23 protein-coding genes are annotated in these 25,892 nt (G+C 65.6%); 10 read left to right on the forward strand and 13 right to left on the reverse strand.

The annotated features are described in order from the left end of the window. Positions 1 to 77: 77 nt before the first annotated feature. The 9 genes from BLJ79_RS08250 (at position 78) to BLJ79_RS08290 (ending at position 10,625) form a co-directional block, all read left to right on the forward strand. Entirely contained in the window at positions 78 to 1,364 is a 1,287-nt protein-coding gene (locus BLJ79_RS08250; protein ID WP_071214221.1) for a cytochrome P450, read from the forward strand. Then, positions 1,361 to 2,455 carry a PEP/pyruvate-binding domain-containing protein gene (locus BLJ79_RS08255; RefSeq protein ID WP_071214222.1) on the forward strand — a complete coding sequence of 365 codons (1,095 nt, stop codon included), beginning with the start codon at positions 1,361 to 1,363 and terminating at the stop codon, positions 2,453 to 2,455. The genes BLJ79_RS08250 and BLJ79_RS08255 overlap by 4 nt, the downstream gene beginning before the upstream one ends. A gap of 77 nt (positions 2,456 to 2,532) precedes the next feature. After that, a complete protein-coding gene (locus BLJ79_RS08260; RefSeq protein WP_071214223.1) occupies positions 2,533 to 4,398 on the forward strand; it encodes a PEP-utilizing enzyme in 1,866 nt (621 codons plus the stop codon). A gap of 129 nt (positions 4,399 to 4,527) precedes the next feature. Beyond that, positions 4,528 to 5,289: an SDR family NAD(P)-dependent oxidoreductase gene (locus BLJ79_RS08265; protein WP_071214224.1), complete on the forward strand. Its 762-nt coding sequence runs from the start codon at positions 4,528 to 4,530 to the stop codon at positions 5,287 to 5,289. An 18-nt stretch (positions 5,290 to 5,307) separates the two neighbouring features. Beyond that, a complete protein-coding gene (locus BLJ79_RS08270; RefSeq protein WP_071214225.1) occupies positions 5,308 to 5,628 on the forward strand; it encodes a 2Fe-2S iron-sulfur cluster-binding protein in 321 nt (106 codons plus the stop codon). A gap of 3 nt (positions 5,629 to 5,631) precedes the next feature. Continuing rightward, complete coding sequence (locus BLJ79_RS08275) at positions 5,632 to 6,930, forward strand: NAD(P)/FAD-dependent oxidoreductase (protein ID WP_071214226.1); 1,299 nt, start codon at positions 5,632 to 5,634, stop codon at positions 6,928 to 6,930. A 47-nt stretch (positions 6,931 to 6,977) separates the two neighbouring features. Next, positions 6,978 to 7,682 (forward strand): HD domain-containing protein, encoded by a 705-nt coding sequence (locus tag BLJ79_RS08280; RefSeq protein WP_071214227.1) that lies wholly within the window; start codon positions 6,978 to 6,980, stop codon positions 7,680 to 7,682. Next, positions 7,679 to 9,181, forward strand: a complete 1,503-nt coding sequence (locus BLJ79_RS08285) for an aldehyde dehydrogenase family protein (protein WP_071214228.1) — start codon at positions 7,679 to 7,681, stop codon at positions 9,179 to 9,181. The genes BLJ79_RS08280 and BLJ79_RS08285 overlap by 4 nt, the downstream gene beginning before the upstream one ends. A gap of 454 nt (positions 9,182 to 9,635) precedes the next feature. Beyond that, positions 9,636 to 10,625, forward strand: coding sequence for a VOC family protein (locus tag BLJ79_RS08290; RefSeq protein ID WP_139194779.1), 990 nt, complete (start codon positions 9,636 to 9,638; stop codon positions 10,623 to 10,625). Positions 10,626 to 10,952: 327 nt separating this feature from the next. Here the strand turns inward: BLJ79_RS08290 and BLJ79_RS08295 are convergent, their stop codons facing one another. Then, positions 10,953 to 11,534 (reverse strand): dihydrofolate reductase family protein, encoded by a 582-nt coding sequence (locus tag BLJ79_RS08295; protein WP_071214518.1) that lies wholly within the window; start codon positions 11,532 to 11,534, stop codon positions 10,953 to 10,955. A gap of 100 nt (positions 11,535 to 11,634) precedes the next feature. Here BLJ79_RS08295 and BLJ79_RS08300 point away from each other — a divergent pair, with 100 nt between their 5' ends. Further along, positions 11,635 to 12,150 (forward strand): very short patch repair endonuclease, encoded by a 516-nt coding sequence (locus BLJ79_RS08300; protein WP_071214230.1) that lies wholly within the window; start codon positions 11,635 to 11,637, stop codon positions 12,148 to 12,150. On the opposite strand, the gene BLJ79_RS08305 is transcribed toward BLJ79_RS08300, so the two are convergent. The 12 genes from BLJ79_RS08305 to BLJ79_RS08360 form a co-directional block, all read right to left on the reverse strand. Next, positions 12,147 to 12,983 (reverse strand): enoyl-CoA hydratase/isomerase family protein, encoded by an 837-nt coding sequence (locus BLJ79_RS08305; protein ID WP_071214231.1) that lies wholly within the window; start codon positions 12,981 to 12,983, stop codon positions 12,147 to 12,149. The genes BLJ79_RS08300 and BLJ79_RS08305 overlap by 4 nt on opposite strands. Beyond that, positions 12,980 to 14,221, reverse strand: a complete 1,242-nt coding sequence (locus tag BLJ79_RS08310; RefSeq protein WP_071214232.1) for a CaiB/BaiF CoA transferase family protein — start codon at positions 14,219 to 14,221, stop codon at positions 12,980 to 12,982. Before BLJ79_RS08310 ends, BLJ79_RS08305 begins: the two co-directional genes overlap by 4 nt. A gap of 4 nt (positions 14,222 to 14,225) precedes the next feature. Continuing rightward, entirely contained in the window at positions 14,226 to 15,725 is a 1,500-nt protein-coding gene (locus tag BLJ79_RS08315) for an aldehyde dehydrogenase family protein (RefSeq protein WP_071214233.1), read from the reverse strand. Positions 15,726 to 15,770: 45 nt separating this feature from the next. After that, positions 15,771 to 16,547 (reverse strand): enoyl-CoA hydratase, encoded by a 777-nt coding sequence (locus BLJ79_RS08320; RefSeq protein WP_071214234.1) that lies wholly within the window; start codon positions 16,545 to 16,547, stop codon positions 15,771 to 15,773. Next, positions 16,544 to 17,455 (reverse strand): 3-hydroxyisobutyrate dehydrogenase, encoded by a 912-nt coding sequence (gene mmsB / locus BLJ79_RS08325; RefSeq protein ID WP_071214235.1) that lies wholly within the window; start codon positions 17,453 to 17,455, stop codon positions 16,544 to 16,546. Before mmsB ends, BLJ79_RS08320 begins: the two co-directional genes overlap by 4 nt. Positions 17,456 to 17,499: 44 nt before the next feature. After that, positions 17,500 to 18,594 carry an enoyl-CoA hydratase/isomerase family protein gene (locus tag BLJ79_RS08330; protein ID WP_286135311.1) on the reverse strand — a complete coding sequence of 365 codons (1,095 nt, stop codon included), beginning with the start codon at positions 18,592 to 18,594 and terminating at the stop codon, positions 17,500 to 17,502. A 20-nt stretch (positions 18,595 to 18,614) separates the two neighbouring features. Beyond that, entirely contained in the window at positions 18,615 to 19,751 is a 1,137-nt protein-coding gene (locus BLJ79_RS08335) for an acyl-CoA dehydrogenase family protein (RefSeq protein WP_071214236.1), read from the reverse strand. A gap of 84 nt (positions 19,752 to 19,835) precedes the next feature. After that, a complete protein-coding gene (locus BLJ79_RS08340; RefSeq protein ID WP_502686096.1) occupies positions 19,836 to 20,762 on the reverse strand; it encodes a cytochrome b/b6 domain-containing protein in 927 nt (308 codons plus the stop codon). Between the two features lie 122 nt (positions 20,763 to 20,884). Next, positions 20,885 to 21,859, reverse strand: a complete 975-nt coding sequence (locus BLJ79_RS08345; protein WP_071214237.1) for an electron transfer flavoprotein subunit alpha/FixB family protein — start codon at positions 21,857 to 21,859, stop codon at positions 20,885 to 20,887. Between the two features lie 17 nt (positions 21,860 to 21,876). Beyond that, a complete protein-coding gene (locus tag BLJ79_RS08350; protein ID WP_071214238.1) occupies positions 21,877 to 22,647 on the reverse strand; it encodes an electron transfer flavoprotein subunit beta/FixA family protein in 771 nt (256 codons plus the stop codon). Between the two features lie 136 nt (positions 22,648 to 22,783). Further along, the gene (locus BLJ79_RS08355) at positions 22,784 to 23,872 is read right to left on the reverse strand and encodes an acyl-CoA dehydrogenase family protein (protein WP_071214239.1); all 1,089 of its coding nucleotides are present in this window, start codon (positions 23,870 to 23,872) and stop codon (positions 22,784 to 22,786) included. Between the two features lie 70 nt (positions 23,873 to 23,942). Then, a complete protein-coding gene (locus tag BLJ79_RS08360; RefSeq protein ID WP_071214240.1) occupies positions 23,943 to 25,892 on the reverse strand; it encodes an AMP-binding protein in 1,950 nt (649 codons plus the stop codon).

The following is a 25,892-nucleotide window of genomic DNA, read 5'->3' on the forward strand; positions in this document are numbered from 1 at the left end:
ACTTGAGGCAATGAAAGTTTCGCAGCCCACAATCGGGCGGCGCAACCCCGATCTTCCTTCCTCAAGGAGTCAGTTCCATGTCCAGCAACAACGTCGCAGCGGGGGTGTGCCCCATGGGTCACGGTGCCGCGGCACCGGCCGACCACCACGGCTATGAACCGTTCACCATGGAAAACCCGTTTCCCTCCTACACGAACCTCCGCAACGAACAACCCGTGATGTTCGACGAACGCGTCGGTCTCTACGTGGTCACCCGCTACGACGACGTCAAGGCCGTCTTCGAAGACTGGGAAACCTTCTCCTCGGAAAACGCCCAGGCCCCCGTGCGCAAGCGCGGCCCGCAGGCCACCAAGATCATGAACGACGGCGGATTCACCACCTACTCCGGGCTCTCGGCCCGCCGTCCGCCGGAGCACACCCGCATCCGGGCGATCGCGCAAAAGGCCTTCACCCCGCGCCGTTTCAAGGCCCTGGAACCCTCCATCCGCGCCAATGTCATCGATTCGATCGAGGTCATGTCGGCCCGCGAATCCGGCACCGGTGACATCGTCAAGGACCTGGCCTATGCCATCCCGACCATCACGATCCTCACCCTCATCGGCGCCGATACCTCCCAGGTCGACACCTACAAGCGCTGGAGCGATTCCCGGGCCGCCATGACTTGGGGAGACCTCAGCGACGAGGAACAGATCCCGCACGCCCACAACCTCGTCGAGTATTGGGCCGAGTGCCTGCGCCTCGTGGCCCACGCCCACGAGCACGGTGGGGACAACCTCACCGCCGACCTGGTCAAGGCCCAGTCCGAGGGCGCGGAAATCACCGACCATGAGATCGCCTCGCTGCTCTACTCGCTGCTTTTCGCCGGCCACGAAACCACCACCACGCTGATCTCCAATTGCGTGCGTGTGCTGCTGTCCCACCGCGAGGCCTGGGAACAGGTGGTGCATAACCCCAAGGCCATCTCCGCGGCTATCGACGAGGTGCTGCGCTACTCCGGATCCATCGTCGGTTGGCGCCGCAAGGCCCTGAAGGACACCGAGGTCGCCGGGGTCAAGATCCCCGAGGGAGCCGAGCTGTTGTTGCTGATGGGTGCGGCCAACCGCGACGAGAACCGTTTCCAGGATCCCGAGGCCTTCGACATCGCCCGGCCCAACGCCCGCGAGCACCTCTCCTTCGGCTTCGGCATCCACTACTGCCTGGGCAACATGCTCGCCAAGCTGCAGGCCAAGATCGCCCTGGAGGAACTGACTTCCAGGATCCCGAGCCTGGAGCTCATCGACGGAGAAGGCATCGAGTTCCGCAAGAACCTGTCTTTCCGCGTCCCCGAATACGTCAACGTGAGCTGGAAGGAAGCCCAGGCATGAGTAACAACGACTTCATCGAGTTCTTCAACGGCGGCTCCGAACCGAAGCTGGAAAACCTCGGCGGCAAGGGCGCCTCGCTGGTGACCATGACCGCCGCCGGAATGCCGGTTCCGCCCGGATTCGTCGTCACCACCGCGGCGTTCGACGCCTTCATGGAAGGCGGCATCACTGCTGAAATCAACACCATACTGGCTGGCCTCGACCCAGAGGACGTCAAAGCAGTGGACGCCGCCAGCGCCACGATCCGCAAGATGATCACCCAGCGCCCGGTGCCCTCCGCCCTGCGCGAATTCACCAAGGACGCTTACGCCTCGTTGCAGGCGAACTTCGCCCGGGAGGTGCCCCTGGCGGTGCGTTCCTCGGCCACCGCGGAGGACCTGCCCGACGCCTCTTTCGCCGGGCAGCAGGACACCTACCTCTGGCTCAACGGCTACGCCTCGGTCACCGAACACATCCGCGCCTGCTGGGCCTCGCTCTACACTTCCCGGGCCATCCTTTACCGGCTGAAGAACAACATTCCCGACGAGGGCCTGTCCATGGCGGTGGTCGTTCAGAAGATGGTCAACTCCGCTGCTTCCGGCGTGGCCATGACCCTGGATCCCACCAACGGAGACCGCTCCAAGATCACCATCGATGCCTCCTACGGGGTCGGCGAGATGGTCGTCTCGGGAACAGTCACCCCCGACAACATCCAGCTGGACAAGGTCACCCTGGCCGTCATCACCGAACACATCGGGGCCAAGCACGCCGAGCTCATCCCGGATCCTGCCACCAACTCCCTGGTGGAGGTCGAGGTCAGCGACGAGCGCCGCGCGGTGCGCTGCCTGTCCGACGCGGACCTCGCCCTGGTGGCCCAGCTGGCCAAGCGCGCCGAGAAGCATTACGGCTGCCCGCAGGACATCGAGTGGGCGCTGGATGCGGATCTGCCCGAAGGCGAAAACCTGCTGCTGCTCCAATCCCGCCCGGAGACCGTGCATTCTTCCAAGGCCACCGTGAAGCCGACCGGCAGCGGCTACGCCTCCTCGCTCGGGCTGGGCTCGGGCTTCAACTTCTCCTCGATCACCTCCTCGTTGTTGAACTCCGCGTCCTAGCCGCGTTGCTCCGACCTCCATCGTTTGTCGCTTTTCCCCAACTCCGCAGCAGCATCTTTTGAAAGGCATCCACCACCATGAGCATGAAATCCTTTCCCAAGCCTTCCGATCTCCAGGTCCCTCCGGGCGCCGAGGGTTGGGAGGAGCTCTACCCGTACTACCTGGTGTTCCAGGACGCGCTGAAGGCGGAGGAAGACGAGAAGTTCTGGTTCTGCGATTCGCAGCACTGGCCCACCGTCTTCAAGCCCTTTGAAACCATTGGCGGGGAATTCGCCGTCAAGTGCCTGGGCCAGTACAACGCCCGCCACCTGATGATCCCCAACGCCAACGGTATCGACTTCCGCATCCACCTGGGCTACCTCTACATGTCCCCGCTGCCGGTGCCCAGCGAGCAGATCGCCGCCCGTGTCCCGGAATTCGAGGCACGCATCGGCCACTACTTCGCCAACTGGGATACCCTCCTGGAACAGTGGCACGTGAAGGTCAAGGGCACCATCGCCGAAATGGAAACCCTCACATTTGAGGCCCTGCCCGACATGGTGCCGATGGCGGACATCCTCTCCGGCAAGGCCAAGGACGGCTCGGAGGTGCTGCTGGAGAACTACGACCGGCTGATCCAGCTCTGCTACCAGAACTGGCAGTACCACTTCGAATTCCTGAACCTGGGCTACATTGCCTACCTGGACTTCTTCAACTTCTGCAAGGAAGTCTTCCCGAACATCCCCGACCAGTCGATCGCCACCATGGTCCAGGGCGTGGACATGGAACTGTTCAGGCCCGACGACGAGCTCAAGGAACTTGCCGCCCTTGCCGTGGAACTGGACCTTGCCGGCGCGTTCTCCAACACCGACGATCCCGCCGCCACCCTTGCCGCGATCGCGGCGTCCCCCGCCGGCGAGCGCTGGCTGGCACGCTGGGAGGAAGCCAAGGACCCGTGGTTCAACTTCACCATCGGCAACGGCTTCTACGGGCACGACAAGTACTGGATCGAACACCAGGAGATCCCCCTGGGCTTTATCGCGGACTACATCCACCGCCTGCAGGGCGGGGCGAACATCATGCGCCCCACCGAGAAGCTGATCGCCGAGAAGGACCGCATCGTCTCCGAGTACCGGGACCTGCTGGATCCCGAAATCCGCGAGGCCTTCGACGCCAAGCGCACCCTGGCCGCCACCGCCTACCCCTACGTGGAAAACCACAACTTCTACATCGAGCACTGGACCATGGGCGTGTTCTGGCGCAAGGTCCGCGAACTGTCCCGCATGCTCCACGCCCAGGGCCTCTGGAACGAACCCGAGGACATGCTCTACCTCGGGCGCAACGAAGTCCGCGACGTGCTCTTCGACCTGGTCACCTCGTGGGGAATCGGCGCCGGCGACCCGATCGGCAACGTGGTGTGGCCGCAGGAGATCGAGCGCCGCCGCGGCATCGTCGACGCGTTGAAGACCGCCCGCCCGGCCCCGGCCCTGAACACCCCGCCTTCGGCCATCACCGAACCGTTCACCCGGATGCTCTGGGGCATCACCACCGAACAGGTCCAGCAGTGGCTGGGCGGGGACGAGGATTCCGAGTCGGGCGTGCTCAAGGGCATGGCCGCATCCCCCGGTCTGGTGGAGGGTATGGCCCGCGTGGTCATGCATGCCGACGACCTCTCGGAGGTGCAGGCCGGCGAGATCCTGGTCGCCCCGATCACCGCTCCGAGCTGGGGCCCGATCTTCGGCAAGATCAAGGCCACGGTTACGGACATCGGCGGGATGATGAGCCACGCGGCCATCGTCTGCCGCGAATACGGATTGCCGGCCGTCACCGGGACCGGCAGCGCCTCCACCACCATCCGCACCGGCCAGATGCTGCGCGTGGACGGTACCAAGGGCACCGTCGAGATCCTCGAGGAGGCTCCCGTGGTCACCGGCCCCGGGGCGCACTCCCACTCGCACGTCTAGGACCGCTCTCCCCCATAGCGGTTCCGGACGTCCGGTGGTGGGCATGGCAACCCAAGGCCCCGCCCACCACCTCCCCCTAATTCGCCACTCCACAGCATTCGCCCCAGTGAAAGGCCCCCGGTACAGAACATGAGCACCGAAGCACACACCCCGCCGGGCACGGTCTTGGTCACCGGCGCCGCAGGAGGCCTCGGCAGGGCCTTCGCCCTCGGATTCGCCCGGCGCGGCTATGCGGTCGCCGCGGCGGACATCGATCCGGCCGGCACCGCCGAGACCGCAGAAATGGTCCGGGCCGCCGGCGGCCGCGCCGAGGCCTTCAGCGTCGATGTCACCAGCCCCGCCTCCACCGACGCGCTTGCGGCCCGGGTAGCGGGCTTCGCCGGCGGGCAGGTCCAGGTGCTCATCAACAACGCCGCCATCTACGCCACGGTCACCCGCTCGCCCTTCGAGGATATCGACTTCGACGAGTGGGACCGGGTCATGGCGGTGAACCTCAAGGGTCCCTGGATGATGGCCCGGGCCCTGAGCCCGCACCTGGGCGCCGGCTCGCGCATCATCAACATGGCCTCGGCCACCGTCTACTCCGGGTCCGAGCAGTGGGCCCACTACGTCGCCTCCAAGGGCGGGGTCATCGCCCTGAGCCGGGTCATGGCCAAGGAGCTGGGCCGGCGCGAGATCACCGTCAACACCATCGCCCCGGGCTTCACCCTCACCGAGGCAAGCTTTGGGCTGATGGAGAACGCCGAAAGCTACGGGGTCGACCGCGGCGCGCTCAAGCGGGCCAGCCAACCCGAAGACATCGTGGGGGCCGCGCTCTTCCTGGCCGGCCCCGACTCCTCCTTCATCACCGGTCAGACGCTCGTCGTCGACGGTGGCCGCCAGTTCATCTAGAAAGGTAGAACGATCGCCATGCCTACAGTCCACTTCACCGATGCAGCCGGTGCCACCACCACCATCAACGCCAACACCGGGGACTCGGTCATGGAGACCGCGGTCCGCAACGGCGTCACCGCCATCGTCGCCGAATGCGGCGGCTCACTCTCCTGCGCCACCTGCCACGTCTTCGTCGCCGAATCCGACCTGCCGACTCTGGAGCCCATGGGCGAGATGGAGGACGAGATGCTCTACGGCACCGCCGTGGACCGCGAGGACAATTCCCGGCTCTCCTGCCAGCTCCGCATGACCGAGGGCCAGGACCTTCACGTAACCACACCCGAAACGCAGGTCTAGGACATGGAAACGCTCACCGTTCCCTCACTTGCCGGCGCCGACGCGCCGGAGTCGGGGACCGCCACCGGATTGTTGATCGTCGGAGCCTCCCAGTCCGGGGTGCAACTGGCTATTTCCCTGCGTGCCCTGGGCTACACCGAACACATCACGCTGCTGGGCGACGAGGACCACCGCCCCTACCAGCGCCCCGCCCTGTCCAAGGAATTCCTGCAGGACAAGGTCGGTTCCGAGTCCTTGATCTTCCGCACCAACGACTACTGGATCGAACACAACATCACCCTCATCAAGGGCGAGCGGATCGAGTCCGTGGACTCAAACACCGACGGCAGCGGGATCGCCCACGGTGCCTCGGGCAGCACCTACCCCTACGCCCGGCTGGCCCTGACGGTCGGAGCCCGACCGCGCCACCTCGAGGCACCCGGCGCCGAACTGGACGGGGTGGTGTACCTGCGCAACGCCGACGACGCGCTGCGGCTGAAGGAACTGGCCCCTGCGACCACCGACGTGGTCGTGGTCGGCGGCGGCTTTATCGGCCTGGAGGCCGCCAGCTCGCTGGCCTCCATGGGCAAGCGCGTCACGGTGCTTGAATACGGACCACGGCTGGTGGGCCGGGCGGTTGGCGAGGAAACCAGCGAGTACTTCCTGACCGAACACCGCAAGCGCGGCCTGGACATCCGCATCGGCGCCCGCATCGAGCAGATCCTCGATGACGGCCACGGCACCGTGGACGGCGTGCGCCTGGCGGACGGGTCCGGGATCACGGCGCAGATCGTGCTGGTCGGCATCGGGGTCATCCCCAACACCGAGCTCGGCGAGGCCCTGGGGCTGGAAGTCAACAACGGCATCGTCGTGGACGCCGGGGCGCTCGCCTCCGACGGCACCACCATCGTCGTCGGCGACGTGGCCAACATGCCCAACCCCGTTCCAGGCGCGCCGAAGGGCGAGCGCATCCGCCTCGAGAGCGTGAACAACGCCATCGAGCATGCCAAGGTCGCCGCCTATTCGCTCATGGGACGCAGCGAGGAATACGCCGGCATCCCGTGGTTCTGGTCCAACCAGGCGGACATGAAGCTGCAGATCGCCGGGCTGTCCACCGGCTTCGATTCCACGGTCATCCGCAAGGATCCCGACAAGGGGAAGTTCACGGTGCTTTACTACCGCAATGGGCGCATCATTGCTGCCGACGCCGTGAACGCCCCGCTGGATTTCATGGCGGTCAAGCAGGCCCTGGCCGCCGGCAAATCCATCGACCCGGTGGCGGCCGCCGATCCGGCCACCATGCTCAAGACCCTCATTGCCTAGCCGCCTTCCCCCACATCCTCTCCCTGACGCAAGGAGCCGCACGCGCCATGAACACCCTCACCGACACCGATCCAGGCGCCGCCTTTGCCGCGGCCTACCCGCAACGTCCCATCCCCGCCCCCGGGAATGTGGACACCACACCGATTTGCCTGACCCCGGGCCTCGAAGCGGACCTGCTGCCGCTCTGGGCCGCGGTGGTCCCGGAAACCCGGGCGCGCGGCAACGACATCCACCTGCCGATCTCGCTGGCCTTCGCCCGCCGCCTGTGTGACGCCTACCCGGAAGCGAACCGCGAGCTGGTGCTCGTGGCAACGCTGCTGCACGACACCGGATGGGCACACGTGGATGAAACCAAGATCATCTCCGAGGGCTTCCGCGGCGACTGGCGCAAGGCAGGCATCCGCTATGAACACGAACGCCTGGGCTGCGATGTGGCCCGCCGTGTGCTGCCTCCGCTGGGGTACGAGCCCGAATTCATCGAGGCGGTCTGCGCCATCATCGACGGGCACGACACCCGCCCGGTGGCCCACTCCTTGGAGGACGCGCTGATGCGCGACGCCGACCGGCTCTGGCGCTTCGACCACGCCGGCATCGCGCTGGCCGCCGGCTGGTTCTCGCAGCACCCCGCCGCCTATACCGACCGGTTGGAAACCGAGATCATCCCCGAGCTGATCACCGAGGCTGCCCTGGACATGGCCTCCACGGACCTGGAACGCTCCCGTGCCCTGCTGCAGACGGCGGTGCTCCGATGAGCACCCGGGAGCAACTCGGCGCAGTGGCCGCTCGTGAGGCGCTTTCCCTTCCCTACCGCTATGTCGACACCCACTTCATCGACGGCGAATGGATTCCCTCCACCGGCGGTGGCCACAACGACGTCACTGACCCGGCCACCGGGTCGGTGTGGGGTTCGGTCGCCGACGGCACCACCGAAGACCTCGAGAAGGCGGTTCGCTCGGCACGGGCGGCCTTCGACACGGGTCCGTGGCCGCGGCTGGCCCCGTCCGAACGCGCCGCGGTGTTGCTGCGCATCGCCGATCAGGTCGAGGCCCGCACCACCGAACTGTCACTGACCAACACCCTGGAAAACGGCTCCCCGGTCTCCGAGACCCAGGGCGCGGCGGCCAACGCCGCATCCATCTTCCGCTATTTCGCCTCGCTGGCCCCGCTGCTCGAATCCGAGGACATCCGTCCCTTCCCCAATGGTGCCGGCGAGTCACTGGTGCGCCGGGATCCGGTGGGTGTGTGCGGGTTGATTGCCCCGTGGAACTTCCCGATCAACCTCATGGTCATCAAGCTGGCTCCCGCGCTGCTGGCCGGGTGCACCATGGTGATGAAGCCGGCCTCCCCCACTCCGTTGTCATTCAGGATCATCATGGATGCGCTGGCCGCCGCCGGCGTTCCGGCCGGTGTGGCAAACCTGGTCACCGGATCCGGCCGCCTGGGCGATGCGCTGGTGCGGCATCCCCAGGTCAACAAGGTCGCGTTCACCGGATCCACGCCCGTGGGACGCAAGATCGCCGCCGCCTGCGGGGAACTGCTGCGACCGGTGACCTTGGAACTCGGCGGCAAGTCCAGCGCGCTGGTGCTGCCCGACGCGGACCTGGACGCCATGGGGAACAACCTGATTCGCTCCTGCATGCGCAACACCGGGCAGACCTGCTACATCTCCACGCGCATCCTGGCTCCTTCCGAGCGCTACGACGAGGTCGTGGAGCTGGTGACGAACACAATTGCCGCAGCTCCCCAGGGCGATCCGCTGGATCCCGCCACGGTCTTTGGCCCCTCGGCCACTGCCAGCCAGTACCGGACGGTGCTCGAGTACATCGAGTCGGGCCGGGCCGAGGGTGCCCGCGCCACCACAGGCGGGCACAAGGCGCAGCTGGGCGGCGACCTGGATGCCGGTTACTTCATTGCCCCGACGGTGTTTGCTGACGTGTTGCCCGGCATGCGGATTTCCCGGGAGGAGATCTTCGGACCGGTGGTCTCGATCCTGCGCTACGACGGGATCGATGAGGGCCTCTCGCTGGCGAACAACACCGAGTTCGGTTTGGGCGGCCTCGTCTTTGGCACCGACATCGATGCCGCGCAGGCAGCGGCCGAGCGTATGGATACCGGCAGCGTTGGCATCAACTTCTTTGCGTCCAACCACGCCGCGCCCTTCGGCGGGCGGAACGACTCCGGCTTGGGTACCGAATACGGTCCCGAGGGGCTGGCCGCGTACCTGAGCTACAAGTCGATTCATCGGCGCTGATACAGGCCAGCTGTGTGCCGCCGGGCGGGTGAAAAGCCAATTGCCCGGTGGCACGATGAACACCGCCTTCACACCCAACATCATGGATAGGCACATCAAATCCATAGACACTGGCCCTAGAGTCATTACTACCTCATGAAGGTGCGAGTGATGCGAGCACCGGCTGGATAACCGATTCAATCCCCGAATCTTCCGGCCGGTGCTCAAACCTTTAACGGCATCTTCCCCGCTTCAAGCCAATGCCGCCCCGGCCGGGGATCGCGAGGGCACCCGGCGACCAAAGGCGCTGCAGCCAAGGGGCCGTCTCGCGGAAATCGCCGGTGCGTCCCACGAGCGGATCGAGACCGGGGTGCGGGCGGTAGATCCCGGATCGCGCAGGGGGAGGATCCCATGGGCTAGAATTTAGTTGACTCGTCAACTTTATTTCTTTCCGGCAACGAACAGGAATCCGACCGTGGATAAAAAATCATCACACCGTGCCGACCGCCTGCGACCCAAGCCAAGAGCGATCACCGTGGTTCTTACGGTCCTCGCTTTCGCGCTCGCTGCCTGCGGCACGAACGCCGCGGCCGTCCAAGGCCCCACGTCAAGCGCCCTGGGCCCCGGTCTGCGGATGGGCCCCGTCGAATTGGTGACGTCGGATCTCGAGGGGCTTCACCGCTTTTACACCGAGGGAGTCGGCCTGACCACACTCAGCAGCGACGAGGATGACGTGATCCTGGGCACCGAGGGCACCGAACTTTTCCGCCTGATCGCAGCCGGTTCCCCCGATGCGGCGCCGGATGACTATTCCCAGGCCGGGCTCTACCACTCCGCGTTCCTGTTCCCGGATGCGACCGAGCTGGCCTCTGCCGTGCTGCGCACAGCGACCCTGAAACCGGACTCGTTCCAGGGTTCCAGCGACCACAAGGTCAGCCATGCATTCTATTTCGCCGACCCCGAGGGGAACGGTGTGGAACTCTATGCCGATACCCCTGAAGACACGTGGGAGTGGAACGACGGACTCGTGACCATGGGGTCGGCAGCCCTTGACCCGAACGCCTACATCGCGACGCACCTGGGAAACCGAACGCCAAATGCCAGCGCCAAGGACGTGTCCATGGGACACGTGCACCTGCGCGGCGGCGACCTGCAGCAAGCCGAGGAGTTCTACGAGGACGGACTTGGATTTGCCGTGACTGCCCGGTCGCAGGGGGCCATCTTCCTGGCGGCCAACGGCTACCACCACCACCTTGCCGTCAACACGTGGTCCTCGGCGGGGGCGGGCAAACGCCCCGACTCCCTGGGTCTGCGCACCGTCTCCATCCACGTGGCCGATGTCGCCGAACTGGATGCCGTCGCTTCCCGTTTGACTGCGCACAAGATCCCGCACGAGCTCGGCAAGGGCACCCTGACGACCCAGGATCCGTGGGGAACCGGGATCACGGTGCGCGTCGCGGGCTGACCTCTCGCGCGGACCTCTCACACCAAACGCCATGGCCCGGCACATCAAATCCATAGCGTCGCCGCCTAGAGTCGTTACTACCTCTTGAAGGTGCGAGTGATGCGAGCACCGGTTGGATACACGATTCCTCCCCCGAATCGTCCGGCCGGTGCTCAAATTTTTAACTTTAACCGGGCCCCTTGCTGGCAATTCACGGTTGAGGTGGGTAATCGCTGGCTGGATGCCGGCCGGCGCACAGGGTCCGGGCAGCGGTGCGGAAACGCGGCCGGTTGTCCGATCTGGCGCCGGCGTTCGCAGTGGTCTGCTTCGCGTACCCGCCCGGATCGGTCAGCGGCGCACCGAAAAGCGCAGGTGAAGCACCCGGTTGCCCTGGATCACCACATCGGGATCCCCCAACAGGTGCTGTGCGTGGACCGACCCGAAGTAGCGCCTGCCGGCCCCGAACACGACGGGTGCAACATCCATGCGCACCTCGTCGACCAGGCCCGCGGCAAGCACCTGGCCGCCGACGTCGCCCGCGGAGACCTCGACGATGCGCTCACCGGCGAGCTCCTGCGCCTTGGCCACGGCTGCCTCGACGCCGTCGACGAAGTGAAACGGAGCCTCGGGGTCCCACCCCTCGGGCCTCGGGCGGTGCGTCACGACTACCACGTGGGCTACCCCGCCCGGAGGCTTCCCGTCCCAGCCGTCGGTCATGTCAAAGACGTGGCGGCCGACGATTGTCGCCCCGATCTGGTCCCAGTACGCCCGGGTGTAGTCGAAGGAAACCTGCGACACCTTCAGCGCGCCGCTCTCGTCCAGTGGAACGTCGCCGCCGGACAACCAGTCGAACAGCGGCCCGGGCTGGTCGTTCCCGTCCGCGATGAAGCCGTCCACCGACACCGATCCGTACATGACCACCTTGCCCACGGTTCTCTCCTTCTGCTTTGGGGTGCCCCACATTAGCAGCCCATCCTTCCTTCGCGAAGGCCCCATTTCCATGCGAACCCGGCGGGTGCAGAATCGAAGCATGGACAGCATGTCCCAACAGCAGCGATCAGAACTCATGTCGAAGATCCGGGCCAAGGACACCAAGCCCGAGCTCATCGTGCGCCGGCTGCTGCATGCCGCCGGGTACCGCTACCTGCTTCATGGCCGCATCCCGTCCGGCGCCCTGGTGAAGTTGCACCGAGAAAATCCCGAGGCCCGGCTGCCCGGCGGCAAGCTACCGGGAACCCCCGACATTGTCTTTCCGGCCCGTCGGCAGGTCGTCTTCGTCACCGGCTGCTTCTGGCACCTGCACGATTGCCCCGCAGGCCGGCACGCGCCGGCGACCAACGCCCGGTTCTGGGAAGACAAACGCAACCGCACCCGCGAACGCGACGGGCAGAACGCCGAGGCGCTCAAGGCCCTGGGCTGGGAATCCTTGGTGTTGTGGGAATGCGACCTCGGGGACCCGCAAGCCACCATGGAAACCCTCGCCGGCTTTCTCGGACCGCCAGCAAGCAGCAGACCCGACCTGAACACGGCAACGGGACAGGGTTAGGATCGCTTGTACCTACCGCTGGCCCCCTCGCCGTTCCATGTGAACTCGGGCGTCTCCTTGGCCAGGAAGGCCTCGATGCCCGTCCGCGGGTCGGCAGACGAGGCCATCTGATCCTGCCAATAATCGCTCACGTCGGCAAGCTCCTTGCCACCCTCCGCTATGGCATCAACGATGGCCTTCATGGCCTGGATGGACAGTGCCGAGCGCCCGGCCAGATGCAGCGCATACCCCTGGACTTCGTCCCAGAACCCTTCGACGGGCAAGACCTTGCCCACCAGCCCGACCCCCTTGGCTTCGGCCGCACCGACGAAGTCACCGCTGAACAGCAATTGCTTTGCCACGCCCGAACCAACGAGCCGCACCAGTCGTTGGATGCCGCTGGTCGGGTAGACGATGCCGATCTTGGCCGGGGTGATCCCGAAGTTGGCCCGGTCGCTGGCGATGCGAATGTCGCAGGCCCCGGCAATCTGCCAGCCGCCGCCGAGGCAGTGCCCGTCGATCGCCGCGATGGTGGGCTTGGGGAATGCTGCCAGCGCGTTCTCCCCCGCGCTGACGTGTCCCCCGTCGTGGCGCCCGGTATCGGCGTCATGCAGGATGGCCTTCAGGTCGCTGATGTCGGCACCGGCGGAGAAGTTCTCCCCCGCGCCCCTTACCACCAGCACCCGCACCGAGTCGTCGGCAGCCAATCCGTCCAGCAGGGGCGCAAATTGCCCCCACATCTCCTTGGAGAGGGCGTTTCGCCGCCGCGGATTATCGATATACAGCGTCGCTACCGGTCCGTGGCGTTCGATGCGCAGGGATGCCGTGGTTTCCACCTGCTCCGTCGCACTCATCGTCCCGCCGCCTCGACCACGGGGATGGCTGCCTGGTTGACGATTCCGGCGGCAATCAGCCCGTCGATTTGTTCGGTGTCCAGGCCCAGTCCCTCCAGCACGTTACGGGTGTCCTCCCCCAGTGCCGGCGGGGCCTTGCTGACCGGGGTCGGTGATCCGTTGATGCTCAGCGGTCCGCGCAGCAGCGGCAACTCGGAGCCGTCGCTGCGCTGCAGGTTCCGGACCATGTCGACGGCCTTCACCTGCGGGTCGGCGAAGACCTGGGCAAAGTTGTGGATCGGTCCGCAGGGGATCTTGGCAGCGCGCAGGTCATCGAGCCAGTCAAGGCCAGGCTTGGTGGCCAGCAGCGTTTCGAGGTGCGCGGCAAGGGCCTCGCGGTTGAGGGATCGTTCCCTCCCCGTCGCGTATTGCGGATCCCCCACCAGCGCCGGGTCCCCGACTACCTGGGCCAACTGCCCGAATTGCTTGTCGTTGCCCACGGCGATGATGATCTGGATATCCCGGGTGCGAAAGACCCCGTACGGGGCCAGGACGGGGTGGTCGTTGCCCTGCGGCACCGGCAATTCCCCGTTGCTCAGGTAACGCTGTCCCTGGAAAGCCGAAAGCGACAGCGCGGTTTCCAGCAGCGAGGTCGACACATCGATACCGACCCCGGTGGTGGCGCGTTGGGTCAGGGCCGAGGCGATGCCGAAGGCGATCACCATGCCGGCAGACATATCGATAATCGGCACCCCGAAGCGGTACATGTTCTGGGCGTCGGCGCCCGTCACCGACATCAGCCCCGACATGCCCTGGGCGACCTGGTCCAAGCCGGCGGTCGCGGCCAGCGGGCCCTCGGTGCCGAAGCCGCTAACAGAGGCCACCACCAGCCCGGGATTGGTCGCCCGCAAAATCTGCGGATCCAATCCGATGGTGGCCAAGACCCCCGGGCGGAAATTCTCGATCAACACATCCGCCTGGGCGGCCAACGTGCGCAACAGTTCCTTGCCTTCAACGCTATAGAAATCCAGGGCCACCGAGGATTTGTTGCGGTTGACCGAATCAAAATACAGGCTGTGCTGGTTTTCGAACGGTGGCCAGGATCGTGAGGAGTCCCCGCCGTTGATGCCTTCGACCTTGATCACGTGTGCGCCCATGTCAGCGAGCATTGAGGTGGCGTAGGGCCCGGCCAACGCCCGGCTCAGGTCCAATACCGTGATCCCCGACAGTGGCCCGGCCAGGGTTGTGGCGTTATCCATGGTCCTAGCCCCGCAGCTTGACGTTGATTTGCTTGGTCTGGGTGAATCCGGCGAGCATGCCTTCGAGGGACACCTCGCGGCCGATGCCGGACTGCTTGTAGCCGCCGTAGGACTGGCCCACGACCTGCCCACCGCCCTGGTTGACCTGGACCCAGCCTGCCTCCACCCGGTGTGCGGTGTTCAGGGCATTGTCCAGGTTTCGGCTCCACACGTAGGCGGCCAGACCGAAGTGCGAATCGTTGGCCATGGCCACGACCTCATCGATCTCCTTCCAGCGGATGGCCACCAGAACCGGTCCGAAGATTTCCTCCTGGGCCAGACGGAAGTCGTTGCGCGCTCCGCCGAAGACCGTCGGCTGGTGGTAATAGCCCTCGGTAAGCGGCCCGGAAGTGGGGTCCTCGCCGCCCAGTGCGAGAGTGAGTGCCGGGTTGGAGCGGCCCTCCTGGAGGTACTCGCTGATCTGCCGGTGCTGGCTGGCGTTGATGATGGCCCCCATGTCGGTGGCCTCGTCCAGCGGGTCCCCGACCTTCAGCGCGCCCAGCTTCACCGTGAGGCGGTCAAGGACCTCGTCGTAGATATCATCATGCAGGAACAACCTGGACCCGGCGGTGCAGCTCTGTCCCTGGCGGGTGAACCTGGAGGCAGCCAGCAACCCGTCAATGAGTTCATCGTCCACCGCGTCGGGGAAGACGATCGAAGGGTTTTTTCCGCCAAGTTCCAGCGAAACGTGGGCCAGGCGTTCGCTGGCCGTGCGGGCGACCCCGCGGCCCACGTCGGTGGAGCCGGTGAAGGAGACCTTGTCCACCCCGGGGTGTTCGGACAGGGCCTGGCCGATCACGCTGCCGCGCCCGGTCAGCGCATTGAGCACGCCGGCCGGCAGGTGCCTGTTGCAGATCTCGGCCAGCAGCAGGATGGTCAGCGGCGCATCATCCGCGGCCTTGAGGATCACGGTGTTTCCGGCCGCCAGGGCCGCGGGGACCTTGAACCCGGCAATCATCAAAGGTGAGTTCCAGGGCAGGATGCAAGCCACGACACCGAGGGGTTCGAGCCGGGTGTATTGCAGCTGGTTGTCCCCCGCGGGCAGCGTGGTGCCCTTGACCTCGCCGGCGATGCCGGAGAAGTAGCGGAAGAGCGCCACCAGGGTGGTGACCTCCGGGCGGGCCTGGGTGCGCAGCGCGTTGCCGGTGTCCAGTGCGGTGAGCTTTGCAAAGTCCTCGGCGCGCGCCTCAATATCGTCGGCAATCCTGGCAAGGGCGCGGGCACGCTCGGTGAAGTGCACCGAGCGCCATGCGGGCAGCGCGCGCCGAGCGGCGGCGACGGACCGGTCCACATCGGAAATCCCGGCGGAGGGAACGCGGGCGAAGACCTGTTCGCGGATGGCCGGGTTGCGTACATCGCGCCATTCCCCGGTGCTGGATTCGGTCTGTTCCCCGTCGATCCACATCGGCTGGTCAAATCCGTCCAGCAGGCCGTGCGTCCGCGGGTCGGTGCTTAGTTCGGTCATGGTTCCTCGTTTTCAAGATGTTGGACGGCCCGGCTGGGCCGGGGATCAGCTGTGAGTGAATTCGGGGGTGCGCTTTTCGATGAAGGCGCCCATCCCTTCTTTCTGGTCCTCGGTGGCAAAGCAGGAGTGGTTCAGTCGTCGTTCCAGGTGCACGCCCTGGGCCAGTGTCGTCTCAAAGGCCGCGTTGACAGCTTCCTTGGCGAGCAGCGCGATTGGCTTGGACATCGAGGCAATGGCGGTTGCCGTGGCCAGCGCCTCCTCAAACAGGGATGCGACGGGTACCACCCGGGCCACCAGACCGGCGCGCTCGGCTTCCGCCGCGCCCATGATGCGTCCGGTGAGCACCATGTCCATGGCCTTGGCCTTGCCGATGGCCCGGGTCAGACGCTGGGTGCCACCCATACCGGGGATCACCCCGAGCTTGATCTCCGGCTGGCCGAACTTGGCGTTCTCGGCGGCAATGAGCACATCGGCGATCATCGCCAACTCGCAACCGCCGCCGAGGGCGTGGCCGGAGACTGCAGCGACTAGGGGGGTTCGAACCCTGGCCAAGTCGTCCCAGCCGGAAAAGAAGTCATCCAGGTACATCTGCGCATAATTGCGTGAGGCCATTTCCTTGATGTCGGCACCGGCGGCAAAGGCGCGCTCGGAGCCGATGACCAGGATCGCCCCGATCCCCTCATCGTTGTCGAAGGCGCGGGCAGCGGCCAGCAGCTCGGTGCCCAGCTGCACGTTCAGCGCGTTCAGCGCCTCGGGGCGGTTCAGCGTGATGATGCCGACGCGACCCTCGGTCTTGAGCAAGATGTTTTGGTAGTCGCTCATGCTGCCGCCTCCGCGGACGCGGCGGCACGGATCTCGTTGATGATGCCGGAGAAGTCCCGGCCCGCCCCGTCGCCGGCAGCGAAATTGCGGTAGATTTCCTCGGCGGCCGATCCCATCTTGGCCTCCACCCCGGCAGTGGCCAGGGCCTGGACGGCCAGGTCCAGGTCCTTGGCCATCAAGGATCCGGCGAAACCGGGTGCGAAGTCGCGGTTGGCGGGGCTGCCCGGGACCGGCCCTGGGACGGGGCAGTTGGTGGTCAGCGCCCAGCACTGTCCGGAGGCGGCCGAGGCGACATCAAAGAGCGCCTCGTTGGACAGGCCAAGCTTCTCGCCCAGTACGAAGGCCTCGGAAACGGCAATCATGGACACGCCCAGGATCATGTTGTTACAGACCTTGGCGACCTGGCCGGCACCGGGTCCCCCACAATGGACAATGCGCTGGCCCATGGCCGCAAGGATGGGTTCGGCGGCGGCAAAGTCCGTCGCGCCGCCGCCGACCATGAAGGTCAGGGTGCCGTTTTCGGCCCCGACGGTGCCGCCGGAGACCGGTGCATCCAGTCCGCGGTGTCCGGCCGCCGCGAGTAGTTCGTGGACCTTTCGGGCATCATCGACGGCGATGGTGGAGCATTCCAGGAACAGGGTTCCTGGCGAGGCGGTGGCAAGCAGTCCGTCCGGGCCCTCGTAGGCACCGATCACGTGTCGGCCGGCAGGCAGCATGGTGATGATGATGTTGGCTCCGGCGGCGGCCTGGGCCGCGGATTCCGCGATCTCGACGCCGGCACTACGGGCCGCATCAAGTGCCTCAGGTGAAAGGTCGAAACCGGCCACGTGGTGCCCGGCCTTGACGAGGTTGGCCGCCATGGGGCCGCCCATGTGGCCCAGTCCGATGAATGCGATGTTCTTGCCCATTAAGATTCGGTCTCCTTGTTCGGTGATGGATGGGGTGTGGTTGCTCATCGGCTGGTTCCTGCCGGTTCGGTGGCGAAACCCAGTTCACGCGGTCCGAGTCCCGCAAAGTAGGTGGCGATGTCGGCATCCGTCACCTCGGAAAGGGTTGCGGGAGACCATTGCGGATTGCGGTCCTTGTCGATGACCTGGGCCCTGATTCCCTCGGCCAGGTCGTGTCCGGCAAGGCTGCGCAGCGAGACCCGGTATTCGCGCTGCAGAGTTTCAACCAAGCCGAGGCTGCGCCGGGCGGCACGCAGCGACGCGAGCGTGAGCTTCAATGCGGTGGGTGATTTGCTCGCCATGGCATCTGCCGCGGCTTGTGCCGCAGAGGACGGGTTCGCGCGCAGCGCGGCAACGATTTCCTCCACCGTGTCATGCTTGTAGGCCGTGCTGACCCAGGGGCGTTCGACCAAAAGGGGTGCCGGGGCAAAGAGCGCATTGCTTGCTGCACCCACCGCGGTTTCCGCGTTGAGGGTGGCCAAGGCGTCGATCAGTTCCGGAATTTCCTGGCTGTGCACATAATGGTCGGCCAGGCCCAAGGCGATGGCATCGGGTCCGGAGATGCTGCCGGCGGTCAGTGCCAGGTGGGTGCCGAACTCGCCCGGTGCCCGGGACAGCAGGTGGGTGCCGCCCACATCGGGAACGAACCCGATTCCGGTTTCCGGCATGCCGATCTTGGTGCGTTCGGTGACGATGCGCACCGATCCGTGGGCCGAGATTCCCACCCCGCCGCCGAGCACCAATCCATCCATGATCGCGACATAGGGTTTCGGGTAGGAAGCGATGCGGGCGTTGAGTCGGTACTCGTCGGCCCAGAATTCGGCTGTTTCCCCGCCTCCGGTGACGGCGTCGCGGTGGATGGCCACGATGTCCCCGCCGGCGCACAGTCCCCGGTCCCCGGTCCCGGTGATGAGCACCGTGGCGACGGTGTCGTCGTGCTCCCACGCGTCGAGCGCATCAGCGATTGAGGTGACCATCGGGTGGGTCAGGGCGTTGAGGGCCTTGGGCCGGTTGAGGATGATGTGCCCCAGGTGTCCCTCGCGGCGCAGCAGTACGTCGTGGTTTTCCGCTGCTTGGTTCTCCATGGTTTTGGTGTCCATTGCGTGGTTTCCCATGTTGCCTACGCCTCCGCCAGGGAACGGCCCACGATCAGGCGCATGATTTCGTTGCTGCCCTCGAGGATCTGGTGCACCCGCAGGTCACGGGCGATCTTTTCGAGCCCGTATTCGGCCAGGTAGCCGTAGCCGCCGTGCAGCTGGATGGACGCGTTGGCGACGTTGAAGCCGGCGTCGGTGGCCAGCCGTTTGGCCATGGCGCAAAGCTTGACGGTGTCCGGCGCCCCGGCGTCCAGGGCGGCGGCGGCCCGCCGTAGCAGGGTGCGGGCGGCTTCCAATTCGGTGTCCATGTCGGCAAGTTGGAAGAGCAGGGCCTGTTGGTTGATCAGCGGACCGCCGAAGGCTTCGCGTTCCTTGAGGTAGGCGACCGACTTGTCCAAGGCCTTCTGTCCACCGCCCAGCGAGCAGGCACCCATGTTGATGCGCCCGCCGTTGAGGCCCTTCATGGCGATCCCGAAACCGTCGCCTTCGGCGCCGAGCAGGTTTCCCACCGGTACCCGGACGTTTTCCAAGATGACCTGGCGCGTGGGCTGCGCGTTCCAGCCCATCTTCTTTTCATTGGGCCCGAAGGACAGGCCTTCGGTGCCCGCGGGCACCAGGATCGCCGAGATGCCGCGCGAGCCGGTGTCGGCGGTGCGCGCCATGACGATGTAGGCGTCGGAGGAACCCGCCCCGGAAATGAATTGCTTGACCCCGTTGAGCACGTAATGTTCCCCGTCGCGCACCGCGCGGGTGGTCAGCGCAGCGGCGTCGGAGCCCACCCCGGGTTCCGTCAGGCAGTAACTGCCCAGCGATTCCATGGAGGACAGCTTTGGGACCCAGTGGGCCCGCAGTTCATCCGAACCGAAGTCGTCGATCATCCACACGACCATGTTGTGGATGGAGATGTAGGCGGCGATGGTCGGGTCGGCCTTGGCGAGTTCTTCAAAGACGAGCACCGCGTCGCTGCGGGTCAGTCCGGAGCCACCGAATTCCTCGCGGGCGTAGACCCCGCCCATGCCCAGGGATCCGGCCTCGGCCAGCACGTCGATGGGGAAGTGCTTGGCCTCATCCCATTTGGCGGCATTGGGTTCCAGTGCGGTGGTCGCGAAGTCGCGCACCATGTCCACCAGCGCGCGCTGGTCCTCGGTTGTTTCAAACATTCTCGGTCCTTCCGGAGCCTGTGGATCGGGTCGGTTGTTCGCTGGCTCCCTTGGATGGGAGACAATTGCCGGCGCTCGGTGGTTCTACTTGCTGACTTTGCCACTCAGCGAGGCGAGGGGGCGCAGGAAGATCGGGCGGGCCAACAGCCAGGCGGCGATGATGACGGCCAGGGAGGCGGCGAAGATCCAGAATCCGGTCCACCCCGCCCCGTCATGGGTGGCATACATGTGGTTGAGGTTGCGCAGGGCCCCGGTGGTGAACACCAGGGCCACATGCACCACAACGAAAGCGACAAAGAAGATCATGACCGGGAAGTGCAGGGCCCGGGCCAGCTCCATCGGATAGGCCTTGTTCAGCTTCTCGGCATTCTTTGGCCAGGCCCCGCTCATCCGCAGACCGGTGGCCAGCGCCAGGGGTGCTGCAATGAAAACAATGGTGAAGTATGCCAGCACCTGCAAGGAGTTGTAGTTGACCCACCCATTTTCGGTGGGCCAGTTCAACGAGGCGTATTGCAGGGCGGAGGAAAGCGCGTTGGGGAAAACCGACCAGCTGGTGGGCACGATGCGCATCCACTGCCCACTGGCAAAGAGCAGCACCATGAAGACAATGCCGTTGAGCACCCACAGGGCGTCCATGCTCAGGTGGAACCAGAGGTTCAGGCTGATCTTGGCGGGCTTGCCCTTGGTCTTGAGCAGCCCCTTGTTGTTCCGGGTCCAGTGTTCCTTGGGCCGCGCGGTGGTGCGCACCAGCCAACCCGAGCGGATGATCAGCACCAGGAAGAACATGTTCAGGAAATGCTGCCAGCCCAGCCAGGCGGGGAACCCGGTCGGTGCCTGTGCGGGTAGTTCGACATGCCCCGGATAGGTTGTCAGGAAATCCTGGACAGGGCTCAGCGTTCGCAGCCATCGGGCCAGCAGGATCACGGCGAGCAATGCCAGAACGGCGATGCCGATGATCACGGCCAGGCGGACCCACTTGTTCTGTGTCTTTGGTGTCGTGGGGGTGCTGATCGACATGTCGCACTCGTCCTTTCCCGGAATGTGGCGATGATCGTTTTGCGGAGGTGGCTGGTGGGTTTGCGGGCCGCAGGGATCCTGGTGGTCCACGGCCCGCAAACCCACGGGATGGGTGTTTAGTTGGAGCGGGCCTCGAGGGCCTCGATCAGCTGCGGGACCACGGTGAACACGTCTCCCACGATGCCGAAGTCGGCAACGTCGAAGATCGGGGCGTCGTCATCCTTGTTGATCGCCACAATGGTCTTGGCCGTCTGCATGCCCGCCCGGTGCTGGATCGCCCCGGAGATACCCAGTGCGACATAGAGCTGCGGGGACACGCTGACACCGGTCTGGCCGACCTGTGAACTCTGCTCGATGTATCCGGCATCCACCGCCGCGCGGGATGCGCCCACGGCGGCACCCAGTGCGTCGGCGAGCTGTTCGACCAGCACGAAGTTTTCCTTGGAGCCGAGCCCGCGCCCGCCGGAGACGACGCTGGCGGCCCCGCGCAGCGCGGGACGTCCCGATCCACCGCCCGCGGCACGGGTCTCGGTGATGCTCGCGGCCCGCGTGCTTGAAACCTCGAGGCCCACGGTGGTGATCTCGGGGGTAGCCGGAGCAGCCCGCTCGTCGAGTGCGCCTTGGCGCAGGGTGATAACGGTCAGCCCGCCGCGAACCCCGGCACGTACGTTGTAGGCGCCGCCGAAGACCGAATGCACGGCCACGGGGGTGCCGGAGTCATCGGTGGTGACGTCGACGGCGTCGACCAGCAGCCCGGCCTTGGCGCGCACGGCGAAGCGGGCGGCGGCGTCACGGCCTTCGACCGAGTTCGCGGCGATGACCGCAGAAGGTGTGTAGGCCTGGGCTGCGGCGGTGAGCGCTGCGAGCTGCGGGGCCCCGAAGTCGCGTCCCACCGCGGCGCTTTCGGCCAGGTAGACGTCGGCGGCGCCGAGTTCGCCCAGCTGGATGCCCAGGTTCCCGCCCGTGCCGGGGGCAATGACCGCGACGGCGATCGGGGTGCCCAATTTTGCTGCGGCGGCAATCAGTGCCGGGGCGCTTCCGGCCGGCGAACCGTCGGAGGTGGTTTCAATCAATGCCAATACATGTGCCATGTCGGTTTCCTCAAATCTCAGATCAAGCGGCCGGCAACAAGGAACTCGGCAAGCTCACTGGCCGCAGAACCGTCGTCAACAATTTTCCTGCCGGCAGCGCGTTCCGGACGTTCATCGGTCTGAAGCACGGTGGAGGATGCCCCTGCACCAACCACCACCCCCAGATCCGCCACGGACAGCGTTGCCAGCGGCTTGCGCTTGGCGGTCATGATGCCCTTGAAATTGGGGAAGCGGGCCTCGGCTGCGCGTTCGGTCACCGAGATGATCGCCGGGTATTCCGAGCGCAGGGTCAGCGAAGCACCCTCCACGGAAACCTGGCCAGAGACCGAGTCGGCCGAAATTTCCACACTGTCCAGCGAGGGAAGCAACGGCACACCCAGGTGTTCGGCGATCATGGAGGGGACTACTCCCCCGCGGCCGTCGGTGGATTCGTTGCCGGCCACCAGCACATCGAACTCCGTCTGGCCGGCGGCGGCGGCCAGCACCGCGGCGGTGGTGGCGATGTCGGCACCGGCCAGTGAATCGTCCACGATATGGATGGCCGAGTCGGCACCCATGGACAGGGCCTTGCGCAACGCCTTGGTGGCATCTGCCGGACCCATGGACAGGACCACGATCTCGGAGCGTTTGTCGCCGTCCTTGTAGCGTAGGGCAACTTCCAGGGCGCGCTCGTTGATCTCGTCGGCGACCGCTTCGTTGGCTTCGCGGTCCAGCAGGCCCGTGGACAGATCGAGCTTGCGCTCTTCCTCGGTGTCCGGCACCTGTTTGACCAGAACTACTATCTTCATGGTTTTCCTCCTGCTTATGCCTGCTGCGGACCACTACGTGGTTGTGACCGAACTAGGGGCACGTTGCCCCGACGTCGCCATCCTGCTTCGCGGGAAATGCGACGCTTCCGATCGATTGGTTCCATCATAGCAAAGGTCAGACCAAATGTCTTTCGCGTGCCGGTATCAATTCCAAAGCCTGTGCCAACTGGCTGTTCCATGCGCGGGGAGCACCGAAAAGTTGCTCATTGAGCTTGGTGCGTTTGTAGTACAACTGCAGGTCGTGTTCCCACGTGTAGCCAATGGCTCCATGGACAGTCAATGCGGTGTCGGCGGATTTGACCGCTTCGCCGGTCACTTGGGCCTTGGCAGCAGCCGCATATAGTTCCGCTTCGGGATGTGCAGCCTCCACCGCCGCCGCCGCATAGTAGATCACCGAGCGGGCTGCCTCCACGGCGACCATCATGGTGGCCGCGGCATGCTTGACCGCCTGGAAGGAGCCAATCTGCACGCCAAACTGGGTGCGCTGCTTGCTGTAGTCAACACAGAGCTCCAGCATCCGGTCCGTGGCCCCCAATGAGTCCGCTGCGACCAGGATCGCCGCGCGCACCGAGACAGCGCCAAGCGCTACTTCGGTATCCACGTCCACCGGCATCGAGGGTACATTCTCCAGCCTGACATCAGCCACGGCCCGGGTGCGATCCAACAGGCGTCGAGGAGTGATTTCCACTCCTTCGGCACCCGCTTCCACCAGCCGCACCTCGCGGAAGCCCGGCTCGCCGGCAATGACCGCGAAACGGGTCGCGGTTCCCGCCGCCAAGACCCGTGGCACCGTTCCGCTGATGCGGCCGGCGGAATCCACGTGCAGCGACGGCGCCTGGGTGGGTATGCATTCAGCCGGTGCCAGCAGTGCCACGGTGGCTCCGCCGAGGGATGACTCGACAAGGTCGAAGCGGTCTCCGAGCAGCGGCACCGCAAGCACCGTTGCCAACCACGTCGATGAGGGAACCGCGGCGCGAGCCAGCTCCTCCGCAGTCAGTGCAAGCTCAATGAGCCCGCCGCCCTGGCCACCTATATCCTCGGCAAGGCCCACCCCAGACCAGTCCCGGGCAAATTGTTCCTCGAACGCAGTGGTATCACCGGCCGCCATCCACTGCCGGACCTCGGACAGCGGAGCCACATCGGCCAGCCAGTCACGCAACGCATCGACATAGGCAAGGTGTTCTTCAGAAAATTTCCATTCCACAGCTACTGCTCCTTACTACTGGTTCCGAGGCGCTTGTGCGTGCTCGCTAAAGACTTTGCGTGCCATTCAGCTAGGCCAGGGCAGATACCGTCGTGCGGATTTCGCCCACCGCTTCGGGATTTTCCGCCCCTGACAGATCCCCGGGGTCGGTGCCAAGCACCGCTGCGCGCACAGCGCGACGCAGGATTTTGGCCGATCGGGTCTTGGGAAGCTGTTCGACGCGAATCACCCGCTCCGGGGCGAACGGCTTGCCTACTTCGCTGGCGACCGCTTGGCGCAGCCGGGCCGAGACAGCCTCGTCGTCACCGTGCTCATCTGCTCGGCCCACCCAGAACGCCCAGACGGCTTCGCCCTTGGTGGGGTTCGGGATCCCGACCACCGCACATTCGACGACGTCGGGGTCCGCTGAGAGCACCGACTCGATTTCCGCCGGGGCCACCCGCTTGCCCGCAACGTTCATCACATCATCGGACCGCCCCAGGATGAACCAGCTGCCCTCCTCGTCCACCAGGGCGTAGTCGCCGTGGCGCCAAAGGCCAGGGAAGGTGGACCAGTAGGCCTCGCGGTAGCGTGCATCGTCGCGCCACACCCCGCGGGTCATTGAGGGCCACGGCTGGCGGCAGATCAGCTCACCGACACTGCCACGCAGGGGTGCCGCGTCGTCATCGACCACGTCAACGTCCATGCCCAGGGCGGGTCCGCCCAGCGAGCAGCTCTTGATGGATTCTGCCGGGTAGGGGCTGAGGAAGGAGCCGCCGACCTCGGTGCCACCGGAGAAGTTGATGATCGGGACCCTTGCGTCAAAGACGTCCCGTGCCAACCATTCGTAGGATTCGGGGTCCCAGGGCTCGCCGGTGGAACCGAGGGTGTGCACACTGGACAGGTCGGCGGTGGGCAGTCCACGGTCAGAGGCGCGCAGCGTGCGGATCAGCGTGGGAGAGAGGCCCAACATGGCGACCTGGTGACGTTCGACCAGCGACCAGAGGCGGTCGGTATCCGGCACATCCGGGGAGCCTTCGAAGAGCAACAGCGTGCCGCCGTTGGCATGGGTACCCAGAATGGAGAGGGGGCCCATGATCCAGCCCATGTCGGTGATCCAGCAGAATGTCTTGCCGGCGGACAAGTCAAAGCCGTAGGCCACTTCGCTGGCCACCTTGAGCAGGAACCCTGCATGGGTGTGCACCGCACCCTTGGGCTTGCCGGTGGTCCCCGAGGTGTAGGCCAGCAGCAGCACATCGTCGGCGGCGGTCGGCTCGACCAGCGGGTCCGGTGTATTTTCCAGCAGCCCGTCCCAGGACAGGACGGAGGCCTCGCCAATCCGGGCGGGCAGCGGCTCCCCGGAGCCCAGGTTCTCAACCACGATCACGGACTCAACGGTGGGGCACTGCGTCAGCGCCTCGGTGAGCTGCGGCAACATGGCCGAGACTTTTTTGCGGCGGAGAGTGCCGTCGGCGGTGATGACTGCCTTCGCCGAGGCGTCCTGCAGCCGCGAGGCAATGGCGGTGGCTGCGAAGCCGGAAAACAGTGGCACGATCATGGCGCCGATGCTGGCCACCGCGTAGGTGGAGATGACTGCTTCAGGCGTCATGGGCAGGAAGATGGCCACCGCGTCGCCCTTGCCGATTCCTTGGGCGCGCAACCCTGCCCGGGCTCGGGCGACCTGTTCCCCCAATTGGGCGTAGCTGAGGTGTCGGACGTCTCCGACTTCGTTTTCGTGAATGACGGCCGTGGTCTCGGGGCTTTGGGCCACCCAGCGGTTCAGGCATGCGTCGACGACGTTCAGGGTCCCCCCGCGGAACCACCGCGGATCTGCGTTACCGGCGCTCAGGTCCACGACGGAGTCGTAGGGGGCGGAGAATTCAATGCCCAGGTCCTTGACCACGGCGTCCCAGAACGCACCGATGTCGGCGACCGAACGGGCCCGCAATTCATCGACCGTTGCCACGCCGAACTCGCGCATGAGGCGTGCGACATTGGAATTTTCAAGGTAGTCCCGTGAGGGGTGCCAGGTGTAAGTCAT

Source organism: Arthrobacter sp. UCD-GKA, from assembly GCF_001863355.1.
GTDB lineage: Bacteria > Actinomycetota > Actinomycetes > Actinomycetales > Micrococcaceae > Paeniglutamicibacter.

Excerpts from the sequence above, each read along its gene's own strand:
- BLJ79_RS08350 (WP_071214238.1), bottom strand. The coding sequence starts at position 22,647 with ATGAAGATAGTAGTTCTGGTCAAACAGGTGCCGGACACCGAGGAAGAG.
- BLJ79_RS08280 (WP_071214227.1), top strand. The coding sequence starts at position 6,978 with ATGAACACCCTCACCGACACCGATCCAGGCGCCGCCTTTGCCGCGGCC.
- BLJ79_RS08310 (WP_071214232.1), bottom strand. The coding sequence starts at position 14,221 with ATGGATAACGCCACAACCCTGGCCGGGCCACTGTCGGGGATCACGGTA.
- BLJ79_RS08335 (WP_071214236.1), bottom strand. The coding sequence starts at position 19,751 with ATGTTTGAAACAACCGAGGACCAGCGCGCGCTGGTGGACATGGTGCGC.
- BLJ79_RS08345 (WP_071214237.1), bottom strand. The coding sequence starts at position 21,859 with ATGGCACATGTATTGGCATTGATTGAAACCACCTCCGACGGTTCGCCG.
- BLJ79_RS08315 (WP_071214233.1), bottom strand. The coding sequence starts at position 15,725 with ATGACCGAACTAAGCACCGACCCGCGGACGCACGGCCTGCTGGACGGA.
- mmsB (WP_071214235.1), bottom strand. The coding sequence starts at position 17,455 with ATGGGCAAGAACATCGCATTCATCGGACTGGGCCACATGGGCGGCCCC.
- BLJ79_RS08270 (WP_071214225.1), top strand. The coding sequence starts at position 5,308 with ATGCCTACAGTCCACTTCACCGATGCAGCCGGTGCCACCACCACCATC.
- BLJ79_RS08255 (WP_071214222.1), top strand. The coding sequence starts at position 1,361 with ATGAGTAACAACGACTTCATCGAGTTCTTCAACGGCGGCTCCGAACCG.
- BLJ79_RS08360 (WP_071214240.1), bottom strand. The coding sequence starts at position 25,892 with ATGACTTACACCTGGCACCCCTCACGGGACTACCTTGAAAATTCCAAT.
- BLJ79_RS08265 (WP_071214224.1), top strand. The coding sequence starts at position 4,528 with ATGAGCACCGAAGCACACACCCCGCCGGGCACGGTCTTGGTCACCGGC.
- BLJ79_RS08260 (WP_071214223.1), top strand. The coding sequence starts at position 2,533 with ATGAGCATGAAATCCTTTCCCAAGCCTTCCGATCTCCAGGTCCCTCCG.
- BLJ79_RS08305 (WP_071214231.1), bottom strand. The coding sequence starts at position 12,983 with ATGAGTGCGACGGAGCAGGTGGAAACCACGGCATCCCTGCGCATCGAA.
- BLJ79_RS08320 (WP_071214234.1), bottom strand. The coding sequence starts at position 16,547 with ATGAGCGACTACCAAAACATCTTGCTCAAGACCGAGGGTCGCGTCGGC.
- BLJ79_RS08250 (WP_071214221.1), top strand. The coding sequence starts at position 78 with ATGTCCAGCAACAACGTCGCAGCGGGGGTGTGCCCCATGGGTCACGGT.
- BLJ79_RS08330 (WP_286135311.1), bottom strand. The coding sequence starts at position 18,594 with ATGGACACCAAAACCATGGAGAACCAAGCAGCGGAAAACCACGACGTA.
- BLJ79_RS08275 (WP_071214226.1), top strand. The coding sequence starts at position 5,632 with ATGGAAACGCTCACCGTTCCCTCACTTGCCGGCGCCGACGCGCCGGAG.
- BLJ79_RS08285 (WP_071214228.1), top strand. The coding sequence starts at position 7,679 with ATGAGCACCCGGGAGCAACTCGGCGCAGTGGCCGCTCGTGAGGCGCTT.
- BLJ79_RS08300 (WP_071214230.1), top strand. The coding sequence starts at position 11,635 with ATGGACAGCATGTCCCAACAGCAGCGATCAGAACTCATGTCGAAGATC.